The sequence below is a fragment of the Leptolyngbya sp. AN02str genome (assembly GCF_050565595.1).
In the GTDB taxonomy this organism is placed as follows: domain Bacteria; phylum Cyanobacteriota; class Cyanobacteriia; order Elainellales; family Elainellaceae; genus Kaiparowitsia.
This window is the reverse complement of the sequence record NZ_JBNXVR010000032.1, coordinates 61,498-75,746: the sequence shown is the minus strand read 5'-3', so window position 1 is coordinate 75,746 and position 14,249 is coordinate 61,498. Positions and strand designations below refer to the sequence as shown.

Sequence of the window (14,249 nt, the reverse complement as noted above, 5' to 3'; positions counted from 1 at the left end):
CAATAACACCCGCAATCAGTCCCAAGTGGTCCAAGTTCTCGATCTGCAAGGGGGCGATCCTAACTCGTCTCCCTCAGCTTATCCCCACTCCCTTTAATTCCCAGAGCAACCTGCGGAATGTCGGTTTCTGAGGTTTTCGCGCCGCGAAAACCTCAAAAAAGCCCTTAACCGAAACTGACGTTTGGTCAACAGCGGAAGTCCACCGATAGCGCAAAAAAACGGGCTGCTGGATATGCTCCAACAGCCCAGTTGTCACCAATGCAGACCTAGCTGGCCAACCGATGCCTCACAAGGCGATAGCGCAATTCGCTAACGCATTAGCTGGCCAAATATTCGCGCATTTCGGCCCGACGCTTGCGCAACTTAGTTAGGGCTTCGCGCTCAATCTGGCGCACTCGCTCCCGGCTAATGTTGAGGCGATCGCCAATCTTGGCCAGGGTCAGCGAACGGCCATCTTCCAAGCCAAAGCGGAGCGATAACACTTCACGCTGTTGCGGAGTCAACTCCGACATTAGCGCCTCTAGTTCAGTACGCAACGACGATTGAGCCGCAAAGTCCTCAGGAGACGGGCCAGTATCCTCTAGCAATTCGCCCAACTCGGTGTCTTGGTTGTCGCCCACGCGCAAATCCAGCGACAGCGGTTGCCGTGCCCGCTCCAAATACTCCCGCACTTGCTTGGGAGTGAGATCGAGTTCTTCAGCCAGCTCCGATACGGTTGCGGCACGGCCATACTGCTGCGCCAGTTGACGCTGGGCCTTCTTAATTTTGTTCAGCTTCTCGGTAATGTGAATTGGCAGACGAATGGTGCGTCCCTTTTCGGCGATCGCCCGAGTGATGGCCTGACGAATCCACCAATACGCATAGGTCGAAAAGCGATATCCCTTGGTGGGGTCAAACTTCTCCACACCCCGCTGCATGCCAATCGTGCCTTCTTGAATCAAATCCAGCAGATCAACATTGCGCTTGATGTACTTTTTCGCCACCGAAACCACCAAGCGCAAATTCGCCTCAACCATTTTGCGCTTGGCCATTTCACCCTCAGCGATCGCCTGCTGCAAGTCTTCCATCGACACATCAGCGCGATCGGCCCATTCCTCTTCGCTGGGGCCACGGCCCAATTCCGTTTCCAAAGCTCCGCGAGCTTCTTGCAGTAAGCTTAAGCGCCGCACTTGCTTTCCATACAGAATCTCCTGCTCATGGGTTAACAGGGGAACCCGTCCAATTTCTCGAAGATAGGTACGAACTAAATCTGTAGAAGTTTGAGCGGTTTTCATATCCGTTTACCAGAGCTAGCGTGTGAGGGGTGCGAGCAAATAGAGCAATTGTACTAATTTAGCTGAACCGTGGGCAGTTCAGGGTCAATATCAAGGGCGAATTGACTCAGCTTTGTAACCAATTGTTACGGCCTACCTGAGAACCGATAAAACATGATGAACAGTCAAAACAAAACAACGATTATGAACCAACCTCTTCTGAAAGAACTGAAACTGAATGGCCTAAACCACGGGCGAAATGCAGACAGGGCTTAGGATGTTCACTATAAACCGCCAGTTAAGATATCAACCTCTACCCGTTGGAATACACCTGAAACAGTTTCTTGCGATTGGAGTACAACATTGCTAGAAACCAGCAATGTTAAAAATCGTAACATTTATGAGAGGGATTGTCACATCTGTCTCAGGTAACGATATCTGTTGCGAGGCCGAAATTTAGCTATACCCTACCGACAAAACCAGATTTTGAATGCATCATGTAAAACAAAACTTGGCAACAAGGTCTGTAAATTTATATCAAGTTTTTCGATGCCAAGCAGAGACGTTTCTCAGTTTTGGATGTTGGGTTTGATGAGATGGGTCAAGTATCAAGCCAATGTTGGCGGGGTTAAAGTCAGGCCAGGCATCCAGGTAGCGCACCATCATGCTATGCCCAGAGGTTGAGTTCATCCAGCCACGTTCCCAATACCGCATTCATTTGACTGCGGCGGGTTTCAAATGTCGCTGCTACCCATACTAGCAACAGGCCCAAGAGACCTAACACTGCCCATAGCATGATTGGATACTGATCGATAAACAGCCACAGCTGCCGTAACACCTTAAAGGCAAAGGCAATCGTACCAATAAATAGAAATGCACGAACCTTGAGCCATAGCCCGACCAAAATGAATGCCAGGCTGAGAGCGATCGCCACAATGTTGAACAGCACCAGCGTCGATCCTTGAGCATCAAACTCAGATTGGTAGATGGCGGTCAGGCAAATCAGCCCTGTCGCCAAGCACCGCAGCAAATGACGTTGCGATCGCGCTGTTGCGGAGGCGATCGTGGGTTCCACCTGAGCGATGTACAGTAGCGAGCCGCCAATTACCACACTCAGCCACAACGGCTCTAGCCAGCCCTGCCAGCTCAGAAACTTGAGCACTGCCCAATCAAACAGGGCCAGACCGAGATAGCTAAACGCCAGCTGATCGCGCAGCCGAGCAATCCACATATAGAATGCGGCAATCAGCAGCAGCGCCGGAATCCTAATTTCAGAGGCGGTCAGCAACACCGTTAGCATCGGAATTGCCGTCATTGCGTGCTGCCACGCAGGGGCATGCCATCCCCAGCGTTGCCAGGGCAAGCCATATAGCCCGAGTGCCACCACTGCGGCGATCGCCCCACCCCATTGACTTAACCACAACGGATTTGGGAACCCGTTGGATAGGCCTTCGGCAATGGCGACAAAGGCAATTCCAATCCCTGCAAAGGTCCACAGGTGCGGTGCAGATGTAGCAGAAACGGAGAGGCGACGGCTTTCCTCGGTGCGCTCTTCGGGCAAGTTGGCTGGAGTCTGGGGCAAGCCCCAGCGCATATAGCGATTTGCCAACGCCAGTGCGTAGGCTGCGAGCGCAGCACAAAGGCCTACCCACAGGTTGATACCCGATGAACTGCGAGGCATGAACCAGGCCATCACCAGGCCAATGAACCCCAACAGCCAGTGAAAATGCGCGATCGCCCGAACTTCTAACGGAGCCAATGGCAAAAACCGAGTGAGCAATGGCGACTTCGCCATGTAGGCGATCGCCACCACAATCGCTACGCCCGCCAAGAGTGTGACGCCGTCACCCGCATCGCCCTCGGGAGCTTGCAGCAGTTGGTAAACCACCAGTTCGTAAGCAGCAACCGATAGTTCCGCTAAGCCCACCACCAAAATTGGCTTGAGGGAGCGATCGCGTCGTCCCACAAATACCGTAATAACGCCCGCCGCCAGTGTGTACAGTCCGGTTGTTGCCGTGAACTCATGGTGAGCCACAAACAGGCCCAGCACCGCATATAGCAGCGGTACGCCGTGCCAGCTTGGCCAATAGGTGCCCCGTCGCCAGCGAACCCACCCATCCCCTGCCAACTGAGAGGCAAGCCCCAAACCCAATGTGGCGATCGCCAATGTAGTTAATCGAGGCAGCGTCTGCTCATGGGCCGTCCAAATGGCCATCGTGACCAACAGTTCCACCGCCCAACCCAAGCCCGCAAATGCTAGATTCGTGGGTTGCTGAACCAGACGAAACGCGATCGCTCCAGCAAAAATTAGACCCGCAATGGGGAGGGTCGGTTCTAAATCAGCATTTAACAGCAGGGCAAAGAAGCACGCAAGCGTTATGGCAGACAGTCCTAGCCCAGTTAAGAACACCGCCCAAGCATTGGTTGCATGGGCATACGCTTGCAGCAGCACTGTCTGACGACGGTACAGTACCTCACGACCCAACCACAGCAACCCTACGGCGATCGCCACCGCCAGCCATATCTGATCCACTGACAGCGGCGTGACCCAGCGATTGACACCATCAGCATAGGCCGCGATTCCAAACCCAACTGATAGCAACGTCAACGGCACAGTTCGGCGCACCTCCCATCCCTGGGCAATGCGCTCTGTATTGAACCCTACCAGCACTGCCGCCACCAGCCAGGTGATCAATCGCGGCGTGGGGAATGTCACCACTAGCCAGACCGACAGCAAAAGCGCAAGAATGCTCAGCGTTGCAGCCAGTCCAGACGACCGAAACTGCGCACGGTAGGACAGGAGGGTTAGCAATCCCGGTACCACCAACCACATCACGGTATCGGTGCCGCTATCTGCCGTTGCCAACAGCAAATAGCTCAGCCCAGCCAAACTCAAACCGAAATGCCAAGCCGTTTTTGCCCAGAGCGGGTAGCGCTGATCCATGACGAGCAACCATTCCACCGCCACGCCTCCTAGTAGAATGGCGGCCCATAGGGTTGGGGTGATTTGGGAGAATCCAACCGCCACCCACGATAACGCTGCGCCCAACACCGCCAAATGGGTGGTGTAAACCAGCAGTTTGATCGAGCGAACAACGCGTTGTCTTAATAGCCAGCTGAGGGTGATAGCCGAGAAGGTGAGATTTAGGGCTCGCATCCATGGATTACTCAAGCTAAGCAGCGTTGAGCAAACGCCAATAATAAACAACAGGCGATCGCCCTGTTGAGTTACAGGCATCTGTTGAGTTCGCCGCAGTCGCACCAGCCACACCATCATTCCCACCAAGTAGGGAAAGATAGCGACTCCCCACGTGGCCGATGGTATGCCATAGACACCAAACCACTGGACGAGGCGAGCCACAAACTGCTGACGGGGCTCTTGGGGAATCAGCCACCATAGCAATCCATAGGCCTGCAATCCAATCAACATCGCTAAGCTCAGTTCTAGCGGTCGTCTGAGGCGGTCAATGCGCTCCACCACCAACCCCAACGCCAAGCCGCTGATGGCGATCGCCTGCCAAGGAGGAGCCTCCCCAACCGACACAACCCAACCCAGCACAAGCAACCCGGCCCCGGCCACACTCCATCCGCCTCGACTCGCCTGAAATCGAAAGACCCAGCACAACAGCCAGCCACAAATCCCCAACGCAAGCCCGAGTTGCGCAACAGGCACCGACGCAATTAAAGCCGCCCGTCCCAGCAGCAGCAAGGCAGATAGGGCGATCGCGGCCTGTGCCATCGACGTCAGCCCAGCCGCCGCCGTATCCGATCGCTCCTCAGCGAGATGGGCTTCAGGCGCGCTCTTGGACTGAACCGCCAAGTTTGCAGCCGTGCCAATCGTACCCAAGTAGGTTGCCAACAAGGGTATTCCGCTCCAGGCCCATCCCCAATGCAACCAACTCAACGCGATCGCATTCAGTCCATTTGCCCACCGAAAACCGCGAAGCTGGGAAGATGTGTTGGAGCGATCGCGCTCAACTTCCCGCAGCAAGATTCCACTGAGGCCAACGGTGGCGATCGCCCCAACGCCTAAACCTGAACCACTCTGCCCAATCGGCAGCGCATCCATGAGCCAAAAATTAATGGGCACTAGCAGCAACGTCGCCAACCGCAGCATCCGGCTCGTGAGTTTTAACTTCGGATTTCGCCCAAGCCACAGCCCCGCACCCCAAATCGCCAACGTACTGCCCAGCAGCACTAAGTACTGTCCTAGCGGCGATACATTTTGCCACTGACTGGCCGCCAACACAGTCGATGACACAACCACCAAAAACACGCCTAGCAGCAACAGCCAAATAACGCTAGCTTCGGCAACAAAGGCTTCTATCGTTCGTTGTACCGCAGATTTAGGCTGAGGTTCTGTCGATTGGGCTGATGCTTGTGCTGCCGATTGGGCTGATGCTTGGTTGGTGGCAATCGGGGCAAAATCGGAGGCGCCTGCACCCGCCGCCGTTAGCTGGCGCGTCGAGGTCACCTGCGCAGATGGGCGCACCGAAGAGGCCAAAGATTGCGATCGTGGTTGCTTGACAGGACACACCAGGTATTGCAAACAGAGCGATCGCACCTGCTCATCGGTCAACAGCCCCAGTTCCATCCATACATCCAATCCGGTCAACAGTTCAGGATGCTCTGGCTGCACCAATAAATGCACATCAATTGGCCGTTCGAAGCGCGGCGTCATACCCTTTTCATCCTTTGGCTCATAAACCTAGCTCCCCTTGATGCATCGGTTGTCATCGGTCGTACCTGAATTATCAGGAAAGAGTTCTTGGAGAGCGAAAAAAAGAACAATTAGCAACATAATGTCCCGTAACTTTGGGTGCGCCGCGCAAAGGTGTACCAATTCCTGGCGTGGTCACCGGCCTCATATCGGTCCCCGTTGCCTGGGCCACTCTCCTGCCACAATCACGTCTTGGCTCTGATCATTTTTTTGGGTGAATCAGACACGACTTACGCAGTTGAATGATTTTTGGGGCGCTAAGCGCCCCAAAAATCATTCAACCCCCTGGTTTTTCCGTATGAGGTGCGTAAGTCCTATCAGAGTCCTGAGGGAGCTGCCTTGCTGACCTAAACGCTAAATGGCGGTAACTCAGATTGGACAGCCCGTCTCCGGGCAGCTTGCAAAAAAATTAGGGCATTACGTCATGCGTAATACCCTTCAAAACCTATTGAGGTGTATCCCGTCCTATCACTTGCCAACCAGGCTAAGCAAAGACGAATCAAGTTGAGTCAGGATTATTCCATACCCAACATCGCCTTTTTCAGCAGTTTCAAACCCTTTTTGACCCGCCGAGAAACCGTCACAGCGCTAATTCCCAATCGCTCTGCAGTTTCCTTCTGCGTCAAATCGTATAAAAACACAAATTCCAAAACGTCGCGAGTCCGCTGCTCTAGTTGCACCAGGGCCTGTTGCAGTCGAATGCGATCCTCCTGGGCAAGCTGAAAGCTGCGGTACTGCGGGTCGGGCAGCAAATCGCCTAGCGTAGAAGCCTCATCTTCATCGCGCATGGGCGCGTCAAGGCTTAGCGGGGCGCGGTTACGGTAGGCCAACTTGATTTCTTGCCATTCGTGCAGCGGCACTTCTAGCACTTCGGCAATCTCCATATCGGTCGGCTGGCGCTTCAAGGTCGATTGCAGCTCACGAGTCACCATCGTGGCTTGGTGCTGTAGCGCTTGCCAACGACGGGGAATACGAACAGGAGCGCCCTTATCACGAAGGTAATGCTGGATTTCACCCCGAATATAGGGCACCGCAAACGAGCTGAATGCATGGCCCTTGGACATGTCAAACCGCTCAATTGCTCGAATTAATCCTAGGCTACCGACCTGAACAAGGTCATCAAAGCTTTCAGTACATTGATTCACCCAGTGATGAGCCTCTTTACGAACCAGTCCAAAATTCAACCGAACCAATCGGTTGCGTAGCTCCAAAGATGGATTGAGCTGAAACTCTCGCAAGAGCTGCAGACTTTCACTCTTCAATTCGTTTTCTACCGAGATAGACATGACGACAATCAGGTTGAGAGTTTAGTAACCAAGAGAGTACGTCAAGCAAATGGAACCATACACCCTGTTTTTTGAACCAGTACAGCTAATGCTTGACAGTTTGTCCGTAAAGAAGGGCTTTACTCAAAAGCCTTTTCAGCCGACACAACGTCGCGTTCTGTTGGGTCGCACATCAACCCTATTTCCTCAGACATAATGCTACAACAGCATTTCCACGGAAGAGCGATGCATTTGCACCAGGGACACGAGCCACTTACATAAGTAGTACCTACATAAGTATTAGGTGCGATTTAGAAAGCATACAGGAGCTCTCGCTTGTAATAGCCTTGGAGTTTCTTGATAGAGCCTTTGTCAGGCGATCGCACTCACGAAGGCTAAACAACTCTAGCGGACGTTTGGCAGCGGGATCAAGCTTTATAAAGCTGAGATGAAATTAGCGATCGCGCCTTGTAAACACAACAAACATATCCTAAATGAATGTTGACTTTGTTCTACAGAGAAAGAATTCAGGTTTCGGAAACCGAAATTCTTCCTGTCAAGTTACATAGCTCTTTATGTAACCTGAGTTTTGGATAAGCTGAAGTGCCCATTTTTGCGTGCGCGTTGCGCACGCAAAAATGGGCTTTTCTGAGGTTTGCGCAACGCGCAAACCTCAGAAAAGCCCTTAACCGAAACTGACGTTTATGTAGCTCTGGCATGACCCAAAACCTGAATTTTTCCTGTCAATTCATACAAATCTGGCTTGAATAAACAAGGCTAAACTCTCACTTTATCAACTCCACCTCTCTCATCAAGGCAATAGAGACATCCATTAAGCAATCAGCCTCATTAAAGCCTACACAGTGGGCGGCACAGGGTTTTAGGATCTAGGGTTTAATGGTGCCAAGGTCGTTAAAATCCAGCAATGACATAAACAGGACTTACGCAGTTGAATGAAGTTTGGGGCGCTAAGCGCCCCAAACTTCTCAACCTCCTGGTTTTTCGGATGAAGTGCGTAAGTCCTAATAAAAAAAGATGCGAAAAATCGCATCTTGTCACGTTGTACATCTATCAACAGTGAAAATCAGCCGCCCGCCACCGCTGGGACAATACTGACCTCATCACCATCTTTTAGCGCAGTCGCTTTCCCATCCAAAAAGCGGATGTCTTCGCTATTGACATAGAAGTTAACAAAGCGCCGCAAGTTTCCTTCATCATCGCACAGCCGAGCTTTAATTCCTGGAAATTGAGACTCCAGCGAATCCATCAATTCGGTAATGCTAGCTGCACTGCAATCAACCGTTGCTTGGTCTTTCGTAAACTTTTGAAGGGGAGTTGGAACAAGAACTTTAACTGCCATAAAACACGTAGTTTGGAAACGAATGAGGTAATTCGCTGAATATTTATCAGCTAACCGATTTTATCTTTCAACGAAACCTTTCATCAGGGTTCGCACCAACACTTCACGCCTGATTTAAACTCCTAAGCGGTGTTGATTGACAAACGCGAAATGTTGGGCGATGGGCTCAGAAAACCTAGACCAAAACTTGCTGCCATTCTAAGCGATCCAGTGTTTTTGCTCGCTCTAAAGCTCGCTCAAAACTCTCCAGCTTGGGTTCGATGGTCAATGGCTCACCGATGTACCCTTGAACGGCTTCTTGAGTCTTCAAGCCATTGCCAGTAATGTAGGCGACGGTTGTTTCGTCGGGGTTGATCTTGCCAGCTTCTACCAGCTTCTTCAACGTGGCGATCGTGGTTCCACCCGCCGTTTCGGTGAAGATTCCTTCTGTCTCAGCCAGCAGCTTAATACCTTCAATGATTTCTTGATCGTTTACCGATTCAATATTTCCGTTGGTTTTGTTGGCAATATCAACTGCATAAATCCCATCCGCAGGATTTCCAATAGCAATCGATTTTGCAATGGTATTTGGCTTGACCGGCTTAATAAAATCTTGACCATCTTTGAAGGCTTGAGCAATGGGAGAACACCCTTCAGCTTGCGCACCGCTGAAGCGCACAGCCTTCTCATCTACCAAACCGACCTTCACGAACTCTTGGAAACCTTTATAGATCTTGGTGAACAAGGAACCCGATGCTAGGGGAGCAACAATGTGATCAGGAAGCTGCCATCCAAGCTGCTCAACAACTTCAAAGCCAAGTGTTTTGGAACCTTCGGAGTAATAGGGGCGCAAGTTGATGTTGACGAAGCCCCAACCGTGTGTGTTGGCTACTTCGGAACATAGACGGTTGACCTGATCGTAGTTGCCATGAACGGCCATCAACGTGGGGTTATAGATGAGTGTACCCAGCACTTTACCAGCTTCGAGATCAGAAGGGATGAAGACGCAACAATCCAAACCTGCATGAGCGGCGATCGCAGCGGTAGAGTTGGCCAAGTTACCCGTGCTAGCACAAGAAACCGTCGTGAAGCCCAACTCACGAGCCCGAGTTAGAGCCACCGAAACGACTCGATCCTTAAAGCTCAAGGTGGGCATGTTGACAGCATCATTTTTGATGTAAAGATTTTTGAGACCCAAGCGGCGAGCCAAACGATTGGCTTTCAGAAGAGGAGTCATGCCGGTGCCCACATCAATTGGCTGCTCACTCTCCACGGGCAAAAAAGACCGATAGCGCCAAATTGACTTGGGACCTGCCTCAATAGATTGACGAGTCACCAGCTTGCTCAAAGCGCTGTAATCGTAAGCGACCTCTAGGGGACCAAAGCACTGTTCGCAAACGTGAATGGCCTGTGCTTCGTATTCAGCTCCACACTCTTTACACTTGAGTCCGGTAAAGGTGGCTGCAGTGGAACGAGTGGTGGTTGATAGATTTTTGGGTAGCGCTTGAGTCATGATTTCGCTCGTCTCGATCTTGGAGTACAACGTTTTTGAAAGGGAAGGCTCGCAAGGATTTCAGCGATTTCCTTACCAAGTGAGCCGATAGTAGCATGGGCTACGAAACACCGTCAAACATACCCGATAAAAATAGTCGGATATCTGTTAAAGGCTTTTCTGGAAAGGGTTTCATCCATTTTTTTGACGCTTCAGCTTAAAAAAACGTTGAAAGATGCGATGGCAATTCCATCATTTTGTTGCCGGAATTCTTCTAGACATTCGGTGTTCTCACTTTTTCTCTCTAAAAATTGCTAGACAGATCCGTGTTTTGGTTGGGGTTCACGTGCATCTGCCTAGAACAACACCCGTATTTTCCGCTGATGGCTTTTGAATACTGGGTGACTAGTCCTTGGGCTTAGAGGATTGGGTTAGCGGTAGTCTACTAAGCCGAGGTTAATCAGGCAAAGATGAGCCCACCGTGAAATTTACTAGCCTTTTCCGGGAAATATTAATGTCACTGTGAAGAATACTGACTAGATGATGCGACGCATTTTGGAACAGGGTGTAGTAAGTGTGTGTGGAGTTAGCGCACTGTATCTTGCTGGGTTTGCCGTCAATCCAGCGAGACTGTATGCCCAAGAGCCCTCAAGTGTGCCCGCTTCATCCAATTACTCTTTGCCTTTGGATGATTTGAATACGGTGACTACTTCATCTCAGCGGTTGAATACTGAGGCCGAACTCGAACGGTTGTTGCAGCAGCGGCTTGCTCATCCAGAAAATGCCGAAGCAATTGATGTCGCGATTCACGAAACCTTTGTCGAAAGGTATGCGGTGTTGGTGTTGGACTCTTCGGGCTTTTCAACGCTCTCGCAAGAGGTGGGAATCATTCCTGCGCTAGCGGATATTGAGCGAATGAGGCTGGTGGTGGTTCCCCTTGTGGAGCAACGAGGAGGCCGTGTTTTTAAGCTGGAAGTAGACAACGTGTATGCGGTTTTTCCCAGTGTGGAGCTGGCGGTTGAGGTGTCGCACGAAATTATGGTTCAGGTGGCCAACATTGACAAGCGCGTCAGTATTGGCATTGGTTTTGGTGACTTGATTATGATTTCTGATGGCGATCGCTACAGCAATGTGTATGGCAACGAAATGAACTTGGCCTCCAAGCTTGGCGAGGATGTTGCCCAAGCAGACGAAATTATGTTGTCAGAAGCTGCCTTTGCTGCATTGGATGAGCCTGCAGCGCAGTGGGAATCGATTAACTTGAGTGTTTCGGGGCTGACGACGGGTGCCTATCGGTGGCGATCGCACCGCCAAGACTAACCTTTTGCCAACCCATGGAAACCTCTCCTTGATACTCGGGCATTAGAACAAGACTGGTGATCAGTCAGTTGGTCAGTTCCTGACCTATCGCGGAGGTGCGTTATCAAATGCCCGAGCGATCGCATGCCAAGCCGGTTTGCGCTGAAATTCACTATCCAAGGGTAATGGCCGCACCGCTAAACCATCCTCGCGGGCTTTTTCATTCGCGAGCCAAGTGTAGCGATCGCTCAAACCCCACGTCATCACCCCTGCGACTGCGGGCTCATCCAGCACGACAGATAGGTAATCCTCATATACACTGGCAACCACGCGATCGCGAGTCGCGATGTCAGCCGGGAGCTTTTGATCGATCACATCCATTTCCGTGATCATGATTTTGAGGCCCATGCTGGCAATATCTGCCAGGAATGAGCGGAGCTTTTCAGGGTTGAAGGTCTCAAATTCGTGTGCGTTGAGATGGGCTTGTAGCCCCACGGCATGGATGGGAACGTTGCGCGAGGTCAACCGCTCTAGCAAGCGCATCACCCCCTCACGGCGACGATCTTCGTAGGATGTATCAAAATCCAGCCGATAGTCGTTGTAGGTAAGTAGGGCATTGGGATCTGCTTCGTGGGCCATGCGAAACGCCAACTCTACATAGTCAGTTCCCAACAGGTCAAGCCAAGGTTCCTTCCGAAACAGGTCAGCCCGATTAGAGTAAGGCTCAATCGCTTCATTCACAACATCCCATGAGTAAATTTTGCCTGCGTAGCGTCCGGCAACTGTTTCGATGTGACGAGCAAGCACTGACTCTGCGTTGGCTGGGGTGACGTAGTCCTCAAACCAGTCTGGTAAAGATTGATACCAAACTAGGGTGTGACCACGCACCTGCAGGTTGTGCTGCGTGGCAAAATCCATCATGTCGTCACATTTTTCAAAATCGAAGCTTTGAGGATCTGGACGAATGAAGCGCCATTTCCACTCGTAGCCGGGTACGATTGCTGTGCACTCTTCGGCAATGCTGGAGGCGTATTCAGTATCATCGCGCAAGCGCGCAATCGATACTTCTGACCCATAAAACAAACCTTTGGCACGGGCGCGATCGCCCAATGATTGAGTGCCCGAGGCTACGAAAGTGCGATCTGGAGGGACATTATAGGAACGGGCAGGCCGCAGCGTGCGCCCCGCTGCGATCGCAGCAGCCATAGAGCCTGCACCCAACCCCATTAAGAGTAGATCTCGTCGTTTCATGGCTGAACTCGTTGATAAAAAAATTTGAGTTTTAAAGTACTAACTGACCCGAAAACGCTGACCAAATGATTGAACAGAACTGTGAACAAAACTGGGTGATAGAGTTGTGGCTTTGTCCTCCAATAATTTGCTATTCGGCTACCTGTAATTAACAGGTGCAACCAATGGAATTTATTTCTGCCGAGCAGACTAGACCGATTGCGATCGCCAATGCCACCCACATCGAAACAACTGGTTTTCAACCGTGTATTGACCTACACCAACCCCAACTGAAATAGCCCGATCTATGGCTTACAAAAGGTTTATAAAAGAAGGAAACTAACTCAATCCGTTATAAATTTATTTTTTACAATAGACGAAATACCTCCCTTATATAACCTAATTCCTGTTGCTTTACTTGAATCTCACAGTGCAAACCGTCTAAATTAAATCTAATTAAAATTACGGCTTTGGCCGGAATGAATGTGACCAGAACTGTTGATGGTTAACTTTTCATTTCAACAGACATCTCTGCAGTTATGACTTGTGATATTCGGCCATCGCTTCCTCATAGATGGGAATCGTTAGTTGGGCAATCGTGTCCCAATTCAAGTCAGTTTGACAACGAATTTGGGCATTCGTTCGCAGGCGTTCCTGTAAAGGGCGATCATGCAGTAATCGGGTTATAGCGGTGGCCAGTGCCGCCGTATCGCGTGGTGGAACCAACACGCCATCCTGCTCGGAATGAATCAGTTCTGACAGGCCACCAATGTTGGAGGCAATGACCGGAGAACCTAAGGCAAACGCGATCGCCGCCACGCCACTTTGAGAAGATTCCACATAGGGCAGCACGGTGATGGTGCTGCGTTCAAACAGCTGCGCCACCTGCTCATGGGGAATAAACTCATTCAGCACTTGAAAGCGCGATCGCTCCGATTGGTTGACCAGGTATAGCTCCGCAGGTTGCCCGCGTCCGGCAATTACAAGTTGCACCTCGGGCACTTGCTCTGCCACGAGGGGAATTGCATTTACTAAATACTGCAACCCCTTGTAGGGCCAAATGCGCCCAAAAAACAAAACCGTAGCCGGATCGCGTGCGACCGTTGGGGTGGGCGATCGCCGAAAGAAAAATCCCAGTTCCCCGTGAGGCACCACACCCACCCGCGATTCTGGCAACCGAAACTGTTGAACGAGGGCATCTTTCAAACATTGCGCGTGGACAATCAACCGCTGCGATCGATAAAAGGCAATGCGCCGGGTATATTCTGAACCAACCACATTGTCGCGATCGCCAGGGTGCCGAAAAACATCATGAATGGTCGTCACCAGAGGCGGCATGCGATTCAGCAGCAGGGTCAGGTCATACCAGTAGTCGTTGGTTTCCTGCACATGCAGCACATTGGGATTGACCTCACGCACCAGCCGCAGCATGGCCCGCATTGCTCCCAAGTTGCGGAGGTCCCGAATTCTAGGTTTGGTAAACCGCAACACCTTGACGCGCGGATCGAACCGATCGCCACAATCTGCGGCAATGCGATCGGGTTGAATAACGGTTACATCCGCATGATTAGCCAAACCATTGGCCAACCCAACCGTGTATTCCGTAAAGCAAAAGTGGAGTAATGCAATTCGCAAACCCATGGTCATCACC

Annotated in this window: 8 protein-coding genes; 1 reads left to right on the top strand and 7 read right to left on the bottom strand. The window is 51.3% G+C overall.

What is annotated here, in order from left to right:
• Positions 1-317: 317 nt before the first annotated feature.
• From ACQ4M4_RS20615 to thrC, 5 genes are all read right to left on the bottom strand, one after another.
• On the bottom strand, positions 318-1,274 hold the full coding sequence (locus tag ACQ4M4_RS20615; RefSeq protein WP_430686345.1) for an RNA polymerase sigma factor, RpoD/SigA family: 957 nt from the start codon (positions 1,272-1,274) through the stop codon (positions 318-320).
• A 646-nt stretch (positions 1,275-1,920) separates the two neighbouring features.
• A complete protein-coding gene (locus tag ACQ4M4_RS20610; RefSeq protein WP_430686344.1) occupies positions 1,921-5,934 on the bottom strand; it encodes a hypothetical protein in 4,014 nt (1,337 codons plus the stop codon).
• Between the two features lie 554 nt (positions 5,935-6,488).
• On the bottom strand, positions 6,489-7,259 hold the full coding sequence (locus ACQ4M4_RS20605; protein WP_430686343.1) for an RNA polymerase sigma factor SigF: 771 nt from the start codon (positions 7,257-7,259) through the stop codon (positions 6,489-6,491).
• Between the two features lie 1,063 nt (positions 7,260-8,322).
• Entirely contained in the window at positions 8,323-8,598 is a 276-nt protein-coding gene (locus tag ACQ4M4_RS20600; protein WP_430686342.1) for a MoaD/ThiS family protein, read from the bottom strand.
• 175 nt (positions 8,599-8,773) lie between these two features.
• Positions 8,774-10,090 (bottom strand): threonine synthase, encoded by a 1,317-nt coding sequence (gene thrC / locus ACQ4M4_RS20595; protein ID WP_430686341.1) that lies wholly within the window; start codon positions 10,088-10,090, stop codon positions 8,774-8,776.
• Between the two features lie 519 nt (positions 10,091-10,609).
• Between thrC and ACQ4M4_RS20590 the strand changes: the two genes are divergently transcribed.
• Positions 10,610-11,389, top strand: a complete 780-nt coding sequence (locus ACQ4M4_RS20590) for an adenylate/guanylate cyclase domain-containing protein (protein ID WP_430686340.1) — start codon at positions 10,610-10,612, stop codon at positions 11,387-11,389.
• Positions 11,390-11,473: 84 nt separating this feature from the next.
• Here the strand turns inward: ACQ4M4_RS20590 and ACQ4M4_RS20585 are convergent, their stop codons facing one another.
• On the bottom strand, positions 11,474-12,619 hold the full coding sequence (locus ACQ4M4_RS20585) for an endo-1,4-beta-xylanase (protein WP_430686339.1): 1,146 nt from the start codon (positions 12,617-12,619) through the stop codon (positions 11,474-11,476).
• Between the two features lie 516 nt (positions 12,620-13,135).
• Positions 13,136-14,239 carry a glycosyltransferase family 4 protein gene (locus tag ACQ4M4_RS20580; RefSeq protein WP_430686338.1) on the bottom strand — a complete coding sequence of 368 codons (1,104 nt, stop codon included), beginning with the start codon at positions 14,237-14,239 and terminating at the stop codon, positions 13,136-13,138.
• Between the last annotated feature and the right edge of the window lie 10 nt (positions 14,240-14,249).